Raw genomic sequence first — 16,424 nt, forward strand, 5'->3', positions numbered from 1 at the left:
AGATTACGTGTTTCATGATTTTTTCTGACAAAGTTTTCTTAAATAAGAACTGTAGAAGAGAGTGGGCTATATGACTAAAAAGCTATACTACGATGATGTTTATCAAACTGAATTTTCATCGAAAGTGATTAAGAGCAACCATGATGAATCCGGCTATTTTGTTGTATTACAAGAAACTGCCTTTTATCCAACAGGTGGTGGGCAACCATTTGATAAAGGAACATTACATGATATAAACGTGCTAAGGGTGGAAGAGGTTGATGGTGAGATTCGTCACTATATGGAAACTAGTATAAATGTGAAAGAAGTAAACGGTGTGATTGATTGGGATCGAAGGTTTGATCATATGCAACAACATGCCGGGCAACATATTCTAACTGCGGCTTTTGAGGACAACCTAGGCTATAAAACATTAAGCTTTCACCTTGGTGAAGAAATATGTGCGATCGATCTTGATACGTCATCCCTTACAGATGAAGAAATACATATAGCGGAAACATTGGCAAATAAAATCATCTTAGAGAATAGACCCATTTTGACAAAATGGGTGGATAAAAAAGAGGAATTATCAGGTTTCCACCTTCGGAAAGAATTAGCCGTTAGTGAAGACATTCGTCTTGTGATAATTCCAGAATATGATTACAACGGCTGTGGTGGAACTCACCCTAGATCAACAGGTGAGGTTAGCTTATTAAAAATACTAACAAGTGAAAAACAGAAAAAATATACGCGTGTTCAGTTTGTTTGTGGTGGTAGAGTAACAAGACAGCTTCATCAAAAAAATGAAGTAATACAAACATTGACAACACAATTAAGTGCTCGGCAGGAAATGATTCCTAATGCTGTTTTAAGGCTTTTACATAATACTAAGGAATTAGAAGAGCAGGTAAAAGACTTATCAAATAAATTAATTCGATATGAAGTAAAAGAAAGATTAGACAATGCGGTAAAATGGAATGGATTTTTTTTAATTTCTACCATATTTCAAGATCGTACATTAAGTGAATTGCAAACTTTAGCAAGGGACTTAATTACATATCCAGATGTTATTGTTATGTTTATAACTGAACATCAAGAGAAGCTACAACTTGTTTGTGCTAGAAGTGAAAATACTAACATTAATGTGAATTCTGTCTTAAAAGAGGTATTATCGTTGATTAACGGTAAAGGTGGAGGAAAGCCTTTCTTTGTACAAGGAGGCGGAGATCGACTGTTACCACCAGATCAGGTGATGGAAGAGCTAATGAGAGTGTTAACTCATCAGGTATTGTAAGGTGATTTAGCCTAAGTGTAAGAGTGTGCTTCAATGACTGTTTTAACAATAGAATTAAAAAGGAGACGATCAAGTTGAAAATAATCGTTGCTCCAGATTCATTTAAAGGATCAATTTCAGCGTATGATATTTGTCAAGCCGTTAAAGAAGGAATTCTACGCGTTCATCCAAATGCAAAAATTTGTCTCCTGCCTCTAGCTGATGGAGGGGAAGGGACTGTTGACAACCTGGTGGCTGCGTGTAATGGTCAGTTGAATCGTGTTAATGTCCGTGGTCCTTTAAATGCAGAAGTTAATGCAGTTTATGGGGTTTTAGGTGATAAAAAAACAGTTGTGATTGAGATGGCACAAGCATCAGGACTTCCCCTTTTAAAAGATACAGAAAAAAATCCGATGATTTCAACTAGCTTTGGTACTGGTGAACTAATAAAGCACGCCTTAGACGCGGGTTATCGTCAATTCATTATTGGACTTGGTGGTAGCACAACAAATGATGGTGGTGTTGGAATGCTTAGGGCACTAGGAGTAGAATTCTATAATAGCTTTAATGAAGTCCTAAAAGATGGTGGTGCTTCCTTAATAGATCTTGCGTTTTATGATGACACAAATTTAGATCCAAGATTATTTGAGTCAACAATAACAATTGCTAGCGATGTAACAAATCCTCTTTGTGGACCGAATGGTGCATCAGCAGTTTTTGGACCTCAAAAAGGAGCCACACCAGAAATGGTACATCAGCTTGATCAAGCTTTGTTTCATTTTAGTGAAATTGTGTTAAAGCAAAAAAATATCAATATGAGAGAGTTTGTTGGTGGAGGTGCTGCTGGAGGTATGGGAGCTGCACTAATTGCCTTTTGTAATGCAAAACTAAGATCAGGAATTGATGTAATATTAGAAGTAAGTCAGTTTGATAATTTGCTAGATCAAACTGATTTACTTATCACAGGTGAGGGGAAATTAGATTCGCAAACATTATCCGGGAAAGTAATAAAAGGAGTTGCGAATAAAGCTAGAGAAAAGAAGATTCCAGTTATAGGTCTCTGTGGAACAATTCAACTGAGCCAAAAAGAGCTAGATGAATTAGGAATATATGCTGCCTTTTCAATTGTTCCTGGCCCTTGCTCCTTAGAGGAAGCTTTTGAACATTCTGCCCAGTGGATTGCTGATCGTGCTGAATCTATTATGAAATTGCTTACCTTACCTATAATCACTATTAAAAAGAGTTAATAGGCAAGCAACATGAATTTATAAAAAGGTTTATCCCTAAAGTAATGGGGTGGAAAAATCTCCTATTGCATTCACCTACAATTTCTAGTATTATAACTATACAAGCTGCGCTGTACGCATTTTTTATAAAGTTTTAACCTTTAAGCTGAAATAGGGAGTTTTACATTGAAGACGGACTATCAAGCCTCCATTATGAAGAGGACGATATGAAACCTTCTGCGAACACCCACTTGTAGGAGTGGTGGTTTAAAACTCTATAACTTACGATGCGGCAATTGCGGCACCTTACTTTAACATTTAATCCGGTTCCCAATGGGAGCCGGATTTTTAATTTTGTCTATAGTCTGAACCGATTCTATGAATTGGTTTTCTTGACGTTTTAACTATTTAGGAAAATAACTTGAAAAGATTTAATAATCCTGTAATTCCCGTTGTATAAAGCTCTCGGTTGTAATGGCTGCTACACCTAAAGCTGCCGAATGGGTTGAATGCTTAGAAAAACTAATTTGTAGGTCTTGCTGTTGAAAAGAAAGTGAATGTGAATAAATAATATCCAACATGGATTGCTTTATCCATGTTTGGGCCATTGCTAAACGATTTCCTATAATAATTTGTTCGGGGTTAAATGTGTTTATAATATTGTTGATTCCGTATCCTATATATTGGCCTGTTTCTTTAAAAAGCGCGATTGCTTTTTCATCTTGGTTTTGTGCTTTGTCTATTAATGATTCAAGGGTCGAATCAGAGCCTGCACTCTTTAAAAGAGCGTGTTCAGATGCATAAGCTTCCCAACATCCTTTACTTCCACAGCTACAAGGGATTCCATTCATATTGATGACCATATGTCCCATTTCGCCAGAGAAACCATGAAGACCTTGATACAGCTCATTATTTAATATAAGTCCAACACCAATTCCAATTCCTGCGCTTACATAAACAATATTCTTATAATCCTGACCAACTCCAAATTGCTTTTCTCCATATGCTCCAGCATTCGCTTCGTTCTCGACGATAACAGGAATCTGAAATTCTTCTTCTAAGAGGGTTTTTATATCGCTGTTTTTCCAACCGAGATTTGGAGCAACTCGTATTTCACCTTGTTTATCAACAATTCCAGGTATGCCTAAGCCGATTCCTATGATTCCGTAAGGTGTTTTAGGGAGTTCTTTTATTAAAGAATGGATTACCTGTTTAATTTGTTCTGTGACTTCTATGAAAGTGTGTTCATTTACTTTTACTGTTTTTTCTAATAGTATCTTTCCTTTTAGATCTGTTACAACCCCCAAGATATAATTAACACCCAAATCTATGCCAATAGAATATCCAGCATTCACATTGTAATGAAGAAGTACAGGTCTTCTTCCTCCGCTAGATTCTCCTGGTCCTGATTCATAGACTAAATTCTTAGTTAATAGCTCATTAACAAGAGAAGAAACAGTTGCTTTATTTAAACCTGTTTGTTGAGCAATATCGGCCCTAGAAATGGGCTCTTCATTTGTTATTGTTTGAAAAACAAGCAAGGTGTTATTTTTCTTCACAATTTGTTGATTCCATGTAAGTTGACTCAATTTTTTCACCTATTTCCAAAGTTTTCGGATAAATATAATTATAATACAAACTTAGTTTAATAAACAGACGAACTTTTTCACCTTCATATCATAAACTAGTTTCCTTATTTATAGGTTCTGGTAAGTTATAAGTTAAAGTTTTTTTATACGATCAAGGAAATATGCAGCAAGTATATTTTCAATACATATCTTTGCAAACACATATGTAATAGAATAAGAGGTTTATATAGTAAGGGTCACTTAAACAGGATTATAACATGAACAAAGAACTTTTATTCATTTTTATTCTATTTAGTTGAAATGCATAAGGAATAAAGATCAGAATTCTAATTTGTAAACAGATCTTTATTCCTTTATTTGAATCACTATTATAATCTTTCCTCTTTTGGTAGTTGATTTGGAGCACTTTGGATATTTTGTTGCTTAATTTCTAATGTTTCTGAGGAATAAATTTTAATCACTAGTTGTCCCCCGTACACTTTAGATTGAATAAGTAACGGTTGATTATGTTCGTTCTCAAATGTAAAATCAGGTCCATACCAGCTGACAGTAGCATCGCGTTTTGAAGGAACATAAGGGACTATACGACTATGCGAGTATCGTTCAATAATTTTTACTCCGGCTTGATCAACTGCATTAAACAATGTTGAAGAGACTTGACAAATACCTTCACCAATCCCTTCTGAGAGTTCTCCTCTTACAATTACCGGAGCAGGCAAATAGCCTTTTTCAATGGTTCGTTTACCAACAACCGCATTAAATGAAAAAGTCTCTCCAGGAAAAACGACATGGTTATTAATTGCTTCAGATGCTAACTTAATATTATGTGACCGTTCCATGTTTCTACTATTAAAATAAGTTACGTAATGACTAATTAATTTTGCTTTAATAGATGCTAGAAGTTCACTGTCAACCTTTGGATAGACCGTTTTGACAGGCACTTCAATAGAGGTTGAGCCTTTTTGTAAATATGTAGCATAAACAATTGATTTCCATTTTACTTGATCGAGTTTATGCCCCATTTTTTCACTCTTTATTTGACCATGATCATCTAAGTATGCATTAGTAGGTGGTTCATAAACAATTGATTCTAAAGAAGCAGTAAATTCATCTAATTTTTCTTGGTTAATAAATTCTCCTTCAAAAGATGGTAGGGCAAGCTCTGAACGATGAAGAGATGTTATTTCTTTCCCTTCAAATGTTACAGATAAGTTTTCAGATTGAACAGAAGGCTGGATCATTATCATAAAAATGGCTAATAGATATTTCATAGAAAAACTCACCTCCCATTTTCTGCTAACTCAGTTACGAATGGATCTCTCATTACTTTCCATGGAGAAAAGAGTGAAGTTCTTATTAAGGTGAAGGTTTGCGTTATTTTAACAGGACCAACTTCATCTAGGTATATTTTCGTTTCAACAGGAAAGGTCGATACTAAAGGAAAGTCATGGTCTTCTTGACTCTTTTTTATTGTCCATTTCATCCCTTCAATATTGTTGAGGACATTGTAAGAGCCATCATTTTTATTCATATTTGAAATGCTTATTCCTTCCATTAATTCCTTGTCATGATTTTTGGCTGTAATAAGAAAGATATTTAGTATTTCTTCTGCTGAAAGTGATGCTGTATAGTCATCGAATTTTCCAGCAGCTTTTAAGATCATAACATGATGAGAAAGGTCGAATTTTCGGGTGCGATGTGTTGTACTACCAGAGAAATGAATGCAAAAATGTCCGGGAAATCCATTTTGAATTGCCCCCGCTCCGTGTGGCATCCCATGCATTGATGCGGGAATTAACTGATCGTCTATGAGAATAAAAACGGCTCGTCTTCGCCAACTCCATTTTCCGTTATAAATTTTCTTCATAATTTTAGTATCATCTTTCGTTAAGGGTTGTACATCTGCATGACCACTTCCAGCTCTTCTTTGAACTTTAAAGCTTTGCCCACTATCAATATCAATAACAGCAAAAGATGATTTTCTTGGAATAATTTCATTTACTACATCCCAACTTAGCAACACTGGTTGAAAACTAATGTGGGGACGTGGTTGATCATTTGCCGCTAATGCTTGTTTTTGGGAAAGGCAAATAAAAAGAAAAACAAGTAACAATGTTTTTTTCATAAAAAGTCACTCCAAATTAATCTTGTTTCACTTATTTTGTGTAAAAAACTTTATATCATAGCTATATATAAATGGGAATATAAGGTATCAATTGTAAAGAAATGAAACAGAATAAATGAAACGGAGAGTTATACGTAAAAAAAGAAAATATTGGAGAAGTATAATGAATTTTGTTTATGGGTTTCTGTATATATTTGCTGCATGGAAGTGGGGAGATTGGAAAAATTGGAGAAAATATTATCCAACTATCTTATTTTTTATCATTGGTGACTTGTTATATCATTTTTTATTTTATGATTATTTTCCATTATGGAAGTTTAATCCGATTCCTTTTGATGAAAAATTGGGAATTACAGGCACTCATATCTCTTTATTTATCATGTTTATCAAATATCCATGTACAATTCTTTTGTATTTAGGGAATTTTCCTATTGAGCGCTTGAAACGCTTTATGTATATTGGGATTTGGATTTTAATTTATACAGCAAATGAGCTTTTAACACATTCTTTTGGAGGAATAAATCATTATAATGGATGGAATGAATGGTGGTCGGTATTGTTCAATTGTGCTATGTTTTCTCTATTAGCATTGCATCATTATCGTCCATTAATAACATGGATCCTTTCCTTTGTTTTTATTTTGTTTTTATGGACGGTTTTTGGTGTACCGTCATCAGTTTTTCGTTAAAACAAGAAAATGGGTTCAGGATCTTTATTTCATTTTTAAAGAAACAAGATTTTTTGTTCCTCATCAGGATTATTATATACAAGAGGTAGTAGAAAAATATAGAGGAATTAGTTTACTTAATTAAATATTTTCTGATACTCATTCTTCTTAATTCTGTTACAATGTCATATACATAGTTTTTATCAGAATAGATTAGGAGAATGATTCATGCTTCAAACAGTTAATCGGCAGCTGGAAAAATGGATGCCAATCATCACGCCAATAAGCGTAATTATAGGGGTGATGCTGGCTGAAAATCTTTTACCCCTTACATTTTTAATTCCGTGGCTATTTGCGTTTATGACTTTTTCAGGTAGCCTTAACTCCACTTTTACTTCTTTAACAGGAGCATTAAAAAAGCCACTGCCTTTATTCATTATCTTACTGCTGTTGCATATTGTTATGCCGCTTCTTGCTTGGACAATAGGACACGCATTTTTTGTAAATGATCATTTAACAATGACAGGATTAGTGCTAGCTAGCGTTATTCCAACAGGGATTACAAGTTTTATTTGGGTAACAATCTATAAGGGGAGTATAGGCTTAGCATTATCTATTATCTTGTTTGACACAATATTGTCGCCGTTTCTTGTTCCGTTTACTTTATCTTTTCTAGTTGGTCAAAAAATTCAAATAAATACAATGGATATTATGTATGGGTTGTTATTTATGGTTGTTATTCCGTCTATTTTAGGAATGTTTACAAATTTTGTGACAAAAGGGAAAAGTGTTAAAGCAGGGAAAAATCTTGCGCCGTTTTCAAAACTTGCTCTTGCTTGCGTTGTTATGATGAATGGAGCTGTTATTTCTCCCTATCTAAAGCAGTTCAGTTTAAAATTGGTTATGATTGCTATTGTTGTTTTTACACTTGCTTCTTTTGGATATTTCTTAGCATGGATGCTGTCAATTCTGTTAAAAAGAGACCGCGAAACAAAAGTAGTCATGATGTTTACCGGTGGAATGCGGAATATAAGTGCAGGAGCTGTAATTGCGGTTCAATATTTTCCTCCGGCTGTAGCTGTACCTGTAGTTTTGGGAATGTTGTTTCAGCAAGTGCTTGCATCAATCTTTGGTCTTATATTTAATCTTTTTGATCAGAAACAAAAACAACATTTTGAGGGTAATATCCCTGCTTCACAATAAATTATTCTCGTGTATTTTAAAAAGAAGATGTTGCCAAATATTTCTGAGTGTGTTAAAAATAATGTGAATTACTAATTTCATATACGATAGATTTTCACCACTAGGGGAGCTTTAAGCTGAGAGAGGCAGTGCGCCTTGACCCTTATTACCTGATCTAGATAATACTAGCGGAGGGAAGAGGTGTTTGAATAAATAGACTTTAACGAAATTTGGCTATAATTAGTAGCAGTATAACTAATTTTTATACCATTATTCGATTCAAACCACTTCTTTTCTTAAAAAAGAAGTGGTTTTTTTATTTTACTGCATTTTTAAAAAAGGAGGGAAAAACATTGTCTATTCCAATAGAACGGTTAATTAATATCGTTGATGAACGCAAGGAGGATTTGGTTTCCTTATTAAAAAGATTAATTGAATATAAAACACCTGCACCACCTGCTAGAAATACAAATGAAGCACAACAATTTATTGCAGAGTTTTTAGAAGAGAAAGGTTTTACCATTGATCTGTGGGATGTGTATCCAAACGATCCTAATGTTGTTGGTGTGTTAAAAGGGAAGGAACCCGATCTATATAACAGCTTGATTATTAACGGTCATATAGATGTGGCCGAAGTTAGTGAGGATGAAAAATGGGATGTTGATCCGTTTATCCCTGTTGTGAAAGATGGTGTGATTATTGGGCGTGGTGCAGCTGATATGAAGGGTGGATTAGCTGGTGCATTATTTGCTATTCAGTTAATACACGAACATGGTATTACCCTTCCTGGTGATTTGATTTTACAATCTGTGATAGGTGAAGAAGTTGGGGAAGCTGGGACTCTTGAATGTTGTAAAAAAGGATATAAAGCAGATTTTGCTGTTGTGGTGGATACAAGTGATTTACATATTCAAGGGCAAGGGGGCGTTATTACTGGTTGGATCACTGTAAAGAGTGACAAAACGTATCATGACGCAACGAGAAGGCAAATGATACATGCCGGCGGAAAACTTTTTGCTGCCAGTGCTATCGAAAAAATGACAAATATTATTCATGGATTACAAGACCTTGAAAGGCATTGGGCAATTTCGAAAAGCTATCCTGGATATCCTCCTGGTACAAATACAATAAATCCAGCAGTAATTGAAGGAGGAAGACATGCTGCATTTATTGCTGATGAATGCCGTTTATGGATTACTGTTCATTATTATCCAAATGAAACACATGAGCAAATTATAAAAGAAATTGAAGAGCATATTCTCCATGTTGCTCATGCAGATCCTTGGCTAAGAGAGAATCCTCCAACATTTGAATGGGGAGGAAAATCAATGATCGTTGATCGGGGCGAGATTTTTCCGTCATTAGAGATAGATCAAAATCATCCTGGGGTGAAAGGTTTAGCCTCAACCCATGAACAGCTTTTATCAACACAAGCTATGGTTGATGTTTCACCAACCGTAACCGACGGAGGATGGTTAGGAGACGCAGGAATTCCAACCGTCATATATGGACCTGGAAAATTACAACATGCACATGCAGTAAACGAACAACTATCCATTCAAGAACTTGTCGAGTACACAAAGGTCATTTTAGCTTTCATCTATAAATGGTGTCATTCAAAGAAGAGTGACCAAACTGTTGATTAGTTATTACACTTTAAATAATAGAAAGTAGGGGAAAATAAATGAAATTTAGTCAAAGGCTGTACGAAAAGGTTCTACCGATCTGGGAAAGTAATCATAATCATCCATTCGTTAAGGGAATGGGGAATGGAACTCTTGAAAAAGATAAATTTCGGTTTTACATGATACAGGATTATTTGTATTTGATTGAATATGCAAAAGTATTTGCCCTAGGTGCTGTGAAAGCTACAGATTTAAACACAATGGGTAAATTTGCAGCATTACTGAATTCTACTTTAAATGAAGAGATGGAGCTACATCGACAATATGCCAAAAAATTCAAGATTACTGTAGATGAGCTTGAAGAAGCTAAACCTTCTCCAACAACTCTAGCCTATACTCACTACATGCTTCATGTTAGTCAAAATGGAACACTTGCCGAATTGGTATCTGCTTTACTTCCATGTATGTGGAGTTATTGGGAAATTGGTAAAGATTTAAAGAAAATAGATGGTGCAAGCGAACATGAATTTTATGGAGAATGGATTTCGATGTATTCATCTGATGAATTTGGTCAACTAGCTACATGGTGTATTGAGTTAATTGATGAACTCTCAGATGGTAAACCAGAATCAGAATTAGTGAAATTAGAAGAAATCTTTCTAAATACAACTAGATTCGAGTACATGTTTTGGGAAATGGCCTACCACGAAATGATGTGGCCAACAAATGGATAAATCAATTCTTGAATTTAAAAATATAACCTTTCAATATAGGGAGCACCCTAGTGGAGAACCTATCTTGAAAAATATGAATCTACATATTCGTGAAGGAGAATTTATAAGCATTATTGGACCAAGTGGTTCAGGAAAAAGTACATTATTTAAGCTAATAACAGGGTTGGAGCAGCCTTCAGAGGGAGAAATTTTCCTGAAGAATCAACTAGCCATAAATCGACTTGGGCAAGTAGGGTATATGCCTCAGCAGGATTTACTTTTGCCTTGGCGCACAATTATTGAAAATGCATTACTTCCATTAGAGATAAAAGGAGTAAAAAAACACCTGTCTCTTCAAAAGGTTAGTGAATTATTAGAAGAGTTTGGGTTGAAAGGTGTAGAGGATTGCTATCCTGGTGAATTATCTGGAGGAATGCGGCAGAGGGTCTCGTTTTTAAGAACAATATTAAGCGGGTCAAATATTCTCCTTCTGGATGAACCGTTTAGTGCTTTAGATGCTATCACTAGATTATCGTTACAGGAATGGCTACTCTCACAATGGCAAAAAAGAAAAGAAACAATTGTTTTCATAACTCATGATGTTAATGAGGCATTGTTTTTATCTGATCGTATTCTTCTATTTACAGAAACTCCTGTAACGACCTTGAAAGAAATTATAGTTCCACTAGAACGCCCTAGAATCTTAAAAGATTTAAACCGGCCAGAGGTAATCTCTTTAAAAGATGAGTTGCTTGAAGACTTACGAACGAGGATGAAAACATGAGTATTTTTAAAAAATATGGTGCATCCAGTACGTTAACTATTTTACTTCTCGTTGTTTGGGAAATTGGTGCAAGGCTTTTGAATATGGGATTCATTCTGCCAACACCAACTGATGTTGTTTTAAAGATATGGGAATTAAGAGTACCTTTGTTTTTAGAACACTTACCTGCTACATTTCTTATTATCTTGATTGGACTCTCCCTTTCTATTTTATTTGGGGTGGGGCTAGCTGTATGGATGAACATAAATAAAACAGTAGAAAAAACCTTCTATCCTCTTATGATATCGTCACAAACAATTCCAATTATCGCATTGGCACCGATTTTTGTTTTATGGTTCGGCTATACGATTTGGAGTAAAGTTGTTGTAACTGTGCTTATCACCTTTTTTCCAATAACAGTAAATACGTATGATGGCCTTCGTGCAACAACTAAGGAATATAAAGATCTTTTGCGAACCATGGGAGCAACAAAAAAAGACATTTTCTTTAAACTGCAAGTACCTGGAAGTGCATCTTATTTTTTCTCTGGATTGAAAGTGGCTGTAACGCTAAGCGTAATCGGTGCTGCAATTGGCGAATGGATCGGTGCTCAAGCTGGGTTGGGGTATTTTAGCAGAAGAATGATGACTCAGTTTGATGGAGCAGGGGTTTTTGCACCAATTATCATATTATCTGCAGTTGGTATATTATTATTTGTCATCGTAAGTTCATTAGAGAAAAAAACATTAAAATGGAGGAAAACAGAATGAAGAAGTTATTATTAATGTGCCTATGTTTAGTATTTGGATTAATTACAGCTTGTGGTACTAACAACAGCACATCAACAGAAGCAAATGAAGAAACGAAAGATCTAAAGGATGTTAGTATTATGCTTGATTGGTATCCTAATGCTGTACATAGCTTTTTATATATTGCAAAGGAAAAAGGATACTTTGAAGACGAAGGATTAAATGTTGATATTCAATTTCCTGCTAATCCAACAGATCCGATCAACTTGGCAGCTGCAGGGAAAATCACGCTTGGCATATCGTATCAACCAGATGTTATTATTGCTCGTGCCAATCAAGATGTTAAGATAAAATCAGTTGGTGCTATTGTCCGTTCACCATTAAACAGAGTTATTTTTATGGAAGAAAGTGACATTCAATCTCCAAAGGATTTTGAAGGAAAAACAGTCGGATTTCCTGGTATTCCGCTAAATGAATCATTAATTCAGTCTATGGTTAAAGCTGATGGTGGAAACCCTGAAAATGTTGAAATGATAGATGTTGGCTTTGAATTAGGCTCTTCTATTGTTAGTGAAAAAGTAGATGCTGTTATTGGGGCATATATAAACCATGAAGTACCTGTATTAGCTTATGAGGGACACAACACACGAAATATTAACCCGACAGAATATGGAGTTCCTAGTTATTATGAGTTAGTTGCAGTAACAAGTGATAAAACATGGGAAGAAGAACAAGAAAGTATTGCAGCCTTTTGGCGTGTTGCTACAAAAGGCTATGAATTTACAGCAGAACATTCTGAAGAAGCTTTAGAAATTCTTCTAAATAATCAAGATGAAGCAAACTTTCCTTTAGTAAAAGAAGTGGAAACAGAAAGCTTAGAAATATTATTGCCACTGATGAAATCTGAGAATGGATTTGGAAGTCAGGACCAAGAGCAATGGGAAAGCACAATAAGCTGGATGAAGGAAGCAGGTTTAATTACTACAGAACCTGAGGCTGAAGATATATTTGTGAATATTAAAGAGTAACTTTATAATGGCGTACTCCTTAGTTTATTGAGGAGTACGCTTTTATAATATAGTGTTTTAAACACATCATAAGAGAGAATCCAAGAAAGCTGTTTTACCATAACCCCTAGTGTAACTGAAAAAGGACTTGGTGGGATTTGAACCCACAAGATGTACAACAATTTACGACAAAACTGTTGACTGCTCTAACCACTTGAGCTACAAGTCCAATTATATTATGTTCATAATAATTCATTTTATAACACCAAATAAAATAAATAAAAAAGAGATGTGGGATTCACATCTCTTAGCAATTAAATTTTTAATTCAACGTCAGCTGCTTTACGAAGTTCTTCCACTTTTGTAGCTACTTTTTCTTGTGTTTTTTGTTGTGCAAGATTCGCTTTTAAAGTATCTTTTACATCCTCGAATTTTGGAGTTTCCTCAGATTCACCAGCTGAACTTACCATTGAATCATAATATTCTTTTATTTCTTCATCTTTTACTTCTTCTACCTTCAAATCATTTTTAACAAATTGATCATATTTTACCGTATCTTCAATTTGTTCTTTTAGCTTGTCCAAGGTTAAGTTATTCGTTTTTAACGCTTCCTCAAATTCTTCTTCGGTTTTATAGCTAGCTTTTAAAGTTTCTAACTGTTTGTTAATTTCTTCTTCTGAAGCTTCATAGCCTTTTTTGTCGATTTCTTGTAATAATAATGTTTGTCCAACAAGACTTTCAAGCGTATAGTCTTTAATTTGCTTTGCCATATCATCTGTTGTTAAGTCTTGTCCTAATTGTGAAAATTGCATTTGAGAAATACTTAAGGCGTCATTATATTGATTTCCTTTGATTTCCTCACCATTTACAATAGCAACAACTTTTCCTTCTTCCACTTTTTGAGCTTCAAGCTTTTTTTGCATTTCCTCAGCATCTACATCAGCTGTTTCTTCTGTTGCTTTTTCAGATGTGTTAGTTTCTTCACTAGCTTTTTCCTCATCGTTATTACACGCTACAAGAGAGAGTGAAAGCAACCCGATTAAAACCGTTAATAAATATTTTTTCATTTTGTATACCCCTTTCGTCCCTATAGAAGGACATATCTTATGTACATAATTGGAATTGTATAACAACTAAAGGAAAAATAAAAGGTTTACATATAAACCATACAGATTTTCAAAGAAAGTTTACACATTTAGGCTGATGGGTGAATATCATAAAAATTTCGAATAATAACTCAAAACAAATCCTTAAATAAACGGATAAGAAGCGTTAAAGTCGTCTGAGAAGCTTTTAAGAGTAATTACCTATTGATGGTAACGCTTACACTAACTAATTGGAAGAAATACTCACAACATTTCTCTAAGACCTTGATTATGAAAATCATCATGTTAGTATTAAATCGTGAGTTAAAAATACGAACAAAAATACGAACGATATTGGAGAGATGAGATGCTACACGATAAGACAGTTGCATTTTTAGGCGCAGGTTCGATGGCAGAAGCTATGATATCAGGATTAGTCAAATCTGAATTTCCAACAGAAAATATCATTGCGACAAATCGTTCCAATGAAGAACGGTTATCTGCACTAAACGAAAATTATGGTATCAAAGGAATCAAACTTAAAGATTTACCGTTTGACCAAATAGATGTCTTTATATTGGCAATGAAGCCAAAAGATGTTGATACAGCATTAAAGGGTATTAAAGATCATATCAAACCAAATCAACTCATATTATCAGTTCTAGCTGGAATTACAACAACATATCTTGAAAAAAACCTTCATAATGGCCAGCAAGTAGTTCGAGTAATGCCGAATACGTCAAGTGCGATCGGTGAGTCAGCTACTGCCATATCCCCAGGTCATGAAACATCAGAAAACAATGTTCGACTAACTCAAGATTTATTAGGTTGCATCGGTGAAGTTTATACAATAGAAGAAAAAGATATGGATATCTTTACTGGTCTAGCAGGAAGCGGCCCAGCTTATTTCTATTATTTGATGGAGCATATGGAAAAGCAAGGATCACAAGCAGGCTTTGACTTGGAAACAACAAGAGAAATCATTGCTCAAACGATTGTTGGTGCAGCCAAAATGGTTCAAGAGCAAGATTACACGCCTACTGTACTAAGAGAAAAAGTTACTTCACCAAACGGTACAACAGCAGCTGGATTAAACGCATTGGATGAAAATGGTGGGGGTAAAGCCATTGCGAAGGCAGTTGAGCATGCAGCAAAACGTTCAAAAGAAATTAGTGAACAGATTCAAGAGAGTTTACTAGTTAGCTTATCAAAATAAATGAGATTTTGTTTACGAAAATGAAAGACTAATAGAGAGAAACAAAGAATTTGAGAGAGATAAATACGACTCAGGAGTGATATCATGACGACCCTAGACAACGAAAAAAAACGGGTTGTAATAAAAGTAGGAAGCAGTTCTTTAACAAGTCGACACGGGGAAATTAGTCGACGTAAACTAGAGAAATTAGCTGATGAAATTGCCTTACTAAAGGACGAAGGACATGAAATTGTCTTTGTTTCTTCAGGTGCTGTTGCAGCAGGCTATCGTAAGCTAGGTTGTATTGACCGTCCAACATCTTTACCTGAAAAGCAAGCTGCTGCTTCAATTGGGCAAGGATTATTAATTGAGGCATATTCAGAGATCTTTCTATCACACGGGTATGTGGCATCACAAATCTTAATTACACGAAGTGATTTTTCGGATGAAAAACGCTACAACAATGTACGAAATACACTAAATGTTTTATTAGAACGTGGCATTATTCCAATTGTTAATGAAAATGATACCGTAACAGTTGATCGCTTAAAGTTTGGTGATAATGATACATTGTCTGCAAAAGTTGCTGGCTTAGTGGAAGCAGATCAATTAATGATTTTATCTGATATAGATGGTTTATACGATTCAGATCCTCGAAAAAATGAAGAAGCAAAATTACTTGAGAAAGTATATGAAATTACTCCTGAAATCGAAGAGGGAGCTGGGGAGTCAGGCAGCAATGTTGGAACAGGTGGGATGAGATCCAAAATCGATGCTGTTAAAATTGCTATGGCTTCAGGGATTTCTACTTTTCTAGGTAAAGCAAGCTTACCAAATATTCTAGGAGATGCTGTTCGCGGGGAAGCAAAGGGCACTTATTTTGAAGTAACAAATGAGACGGTGAATTTAAATCAGAAAAAACAATGGATTGCCTTTCACTCAGGTCCTGAAGGTGAAGTTACCATTAACAAAAATGTTAGAACGTCCATTGTTGATCACAAACATAGTATTTACTCATCGGATATTGAAAAAGTAGAAGGACAGTTTGAGAAGGGTGCTGTTATTCGAATAATTGATCATAAAGGAGAAAGAATTGGTCTTGGCGTGGTCAACTTTTCAACAGAAGATCTAGAAAAAATGACAAAGGCGTCAGACGAAGGTGTGAAAAAGCAAGAGGTTGTCCATTTTGATGATCTAGTATGTGAACTTGAATTATCGTTACCTGTAGGAGTATAAAAAGGAGGAA

At 35.0% G+C, this 16,424-nt stretch carries 15 protein-coding genes, 1 tRNA gene and 1 riboswitch; of the genes, 11 read left to right on the forward strand and 5 right to left on the reverse strand.

The features are described from left to right. Positions 1-70 precede the first annotated feature (70 nt). Entirely contained in the window at positions 71-1,273 is a 1,203-nt protein-coding gene (locus LPC09_RS07485) for an alanyl-tRNA editing protein (protein WP_231309329.1), read from the forward strand. 74 nt (positions 1,274-1,347) lie between these two features. Then, entirely contained in the window at positions 1,348-2,499 is a 1,152-nt protein-coding gene (locus LPC09_RS07490; protein WP_098795335.1) for a glycerate kinase, read from the forward strand. A 410-nt stretch (positions 2,500-2,909) separates the two neighbouring features. Here LPC09_RS07490 and LPC09_RS07500 read toward each other — a convergent pair whose 3' ends face one another. From LPC09_RS07500 to LPC09_RS07510, 3 genes are all read right to left on the reverse strand, one after another. Next, positions 2,910-4,067, reverse strand: a complete 1,158-nt coding sequence (locus tag LPC09_RS07500; protein ID WP_098795125.1) for an ROK family transcriptional regulator — start codon at positions 4,065-4,067, stop codon at positions 2,910-2,912. Positions 4,068-4,435: 368 nt separating this feature from the next. Further along, positions 4,436-5,338 (reverse strand): VanW family protein, encoded by a 903-nt coding sequence (locus tag LPC09_RS07505; RefSeq protein WP_231309330.1) that lies wholly within the window; start codon positions 5,336-5,338, stop codon positions 4,436-4,438. 8 nt (positions 5,339-5,346) lie between these two features. Continuing rightward, a complete protein-coding gene (locus LPC09_RS07510) occupies positions 5,347-6,192 on the reverse strand; it encodes a hypothetical protein (protein ID WP_098795127.1) in 846 nt (281 codons plus the stop codon). A 163-nt stretch (positions 6,193-6,355) separates the two neighbouring features. On the opposite strand from LPC09_RS07510, the gene LPC09_RS07515 reads away from it, so the two are divergent. The 7 genes from LPC09_RS07515 (at position 6,356) to LPC09_RS07545 (ending at position 12,919) form a co-directional block, all read left to right on the forward strand. Next, on the forward strand, positions 6,356-6,880 hold the full coding sequence (locus tag LPC09_RS07515) for a CBO0543 family protein (RefSeq protein ID WP_098795128.1): 525 nt from the start codon (positions 6,356-6,358) through the stop codon (positions 6,878-6,880). A 207-nt stretch (positions 6,881-7,087) separates the two neighbouring features. Then, positions 7,088-8,062, forward strand: a complete 975-nt coding sequence (locus LPC09_RS07520; RefSeq protein WP_231309331.1) for a bile acid:sodium symporter family protein — start codon at positions 7,088-7,090, stop codon at positions 8,060-8,062. 92 nt (positions 8,063-8,154) lie between these two features. Then, positions 8,155-8,255: riboswitch (TPP riboswitch) on the forward strand. Positions 8,256-8,394: 139 nt separating this feature from the next. Further along, positions 8,395-9,687, forward strand: a complete 1,293-nt coding sequence (locus tag LPC09_RS07525; protein WP_098795130.1) for an acetylornithine deacetylase — start codon at positions 8,395-8,397, stop codon at positions 9,685-9,687. Between the two features lie 38 nt (positions 9,688-9,725). After that, positions 9,726-10,400, forward strand: coding sequence for a thiaminase II (gene tenA, locus LPC09_RS07530; RefSeq protein WP_098795131.1), 675 nt, complete (start codon positions 9,726-9,728; stop codon positions 10,398-10,400). Beyond that, on the forward strand, positions 10,393-11,163 hold the full coding sequence (locus LPC09_RS07535; RefSeq protein WP_098795132.1) for an ABC transporter ATP-binding protein: 771 nt from the start codon (positions 10,393-10,395) through the stop codon (positions 11,161-11,163). Before tenA ends, LPC09_RS07535 begins: the two co-directional genes overlap by 8 nt. Then, on the forward strand, positions 11,160-11,912 hold the full coding sequence (locus LPC09_RS07540) for an ABC transporter permease (protein ID WP_098795133.1): 753 nt from the start codon (positions 11,160-11,162) through the stop codon (positions 11,910-11,912). The genes LPC09_RS07535 and LPC09_RS07540 overlap by 4 nt, the downstream gene beginning before the upstream one ends. Then, positions 11,909-12,919 (forward strand): ABC transporter substrate-binding protein, encoded by a 1,011-nt coding sequence (locus LPC09_RS07545; protein WP_231309332.1) that lies wholly within the window; start codon positions 11,909-11,911, stop codon positions 12,917-12,919. The genes LPC09_RS07540 and LPC09_RS07545 overlap by 4 nt, the downstream gene beginning before the upstream one ends. 122 nt (positions 12,920-13,041) lie before the next feature. Here the strand turns inward: LPC09_RS07545 and LPC09_RS07550 are convergent. Beyond that, positions 13,042-13,127: transfer RNA gene (locus LPC09_RS07550), tRNA-OTHER, on the reverse strand. Between the two features lie 85 nt (positions 13,128-13,212). Then, positions 13,213-13,965, reverse strand: coding sequence for a SurA N-terminal domain-containing protein (locus LPC09_RS07555; RefSeq protein ID WP_231309333.1), 753 nt, complete (start codon positions 13,963-13,965; stop codon positions 13,213-13,215). A 385-nt stretch (positions 13,966-14,350) separates the two neighbouring features. Between LPC09_RS07555 and proC the strand changes: the two genes are divergently transcribed. Next, positions 14,351-15,199, forward strand: coding sequence for a pyrroline-5-carboxylate reductase (gene proC, locus LPC09_RS07560; RefSeq protein WP_098795136.1), 849 nt, complete (start codon positions 14,351-14,353; stop codon positions 15,197-15,199). Between the two features lie 84 nt (positions 15,200-15,283). Beyond that, positions 15,284-16,414, forward strand: a complete 1,131-nt coding sequence (proB, locus tag LPC09_RS07565) for a glutamate 5-kinase (RefSeq protein ID WP_231309334.1) — start codon at positions 15,284-15,286, stop codon at positions 16,412-16,414. The last annotated feature ends 10 nt before the right edge of the window (positions 16,415-16,424 follow it).

This window comes from Metabacillus sp. B2-18, assembly GCF_021117275.1.
In the GTDB taxonomy this organism is placed as follows: Bacteria; Bacillota; Bacilli; order Bacillales; family Bacillaceae; genus Metabacillus.

What these genes read in the sequence shown, in the direction of transcription:
- LPC09_RS07485 (WP_231309329.1), top strand. Translation starts at nt 71, where the DNA reads ATGACTAAAAAGCTATACTACGATGATGTTTATCAAACTGAATTTTCA.
- LPC09_RS07505 (WP_231309330.1), bottom strand. Translation starts at nt 5,338, where the DNA reads ATGAAATATCTATTAGCCATTTTTATGATAATGATCCAGCCTTCTGTT.
- LPC09_RS07510 (WP_098795127.1), bottom strand. Translation starts at nt 6,192, where the DNA reads ATGAAAAAAACATTGTTACTTGTTTTTCTTTTTATTTGCCTTTCCCAA.
- LPC09_RS07515 (WP_098795128.1), top strand. Translation starts at nt 6,356, where the DNA reads ATGAATTTTGTTTATGGGTTTCTGTATATATTTGCTGCATGGAAGTGG.
- LPC09_RS07520 (WP_231309331.1), top strand. Translation starts at nt 7,088, where the DNA reads ATGCTTCAAACAGTTAATCGGCAGCTGGAAAAATGGATGCCAATCATC.
- tenA (WP_098795131.1), top strand. Translation starts at nt 9,726, where the DNA reads ATGAAATTTAGTCAAAGGCTGTACGAAAAGGTTCTACCGATCTGGGAA.
- LPC09_RS07535 (WP_098795132.1), top strand. Translation starts at nt 10,393, where the DNA reads ATGGATAAATCAATTCTTGAATTTAAAAATATAACCTTTCAATATAGG.
- LPC09_RS07540 (WP_098795133.1), top strand. Translation starts at nt 11,160, where the DNA reads ATGAGTATTTTTAAAAAATATGGTGCATCCAGTACGTTAACTATTTTA.
- LPC09_RS07545 (WP_231309332.1), top strand. Translation starts at nt 11,909, where the DNA reads ATGAAGAAGTTATTATTAATGTGCCTATGTTTAGTATTTGGATTAATT.
- LPC09_RS07555 (WP_231309333.1), bottom strand. Translation starts at nt 13,965, where the DNA reads ATGAAAAAATATTTATTAACGGTTTTAATCGGGTTGCTTTCACTCTCT.
- proC (WP_098795136.1), top strand. Translation starts at nt 14,351, where the DNA reads ATGCTACACGATAAGACAGTTGCATTTTTAGGCGCAGGTTCGATGGCA.
- proB (WP_231309334.1), top strand. Translation starts at nt 15,284, where the DNA reads ATGACGACCCTAGACAACGAAAAAAAACGGGTTGTAATAAAAGTAGGA.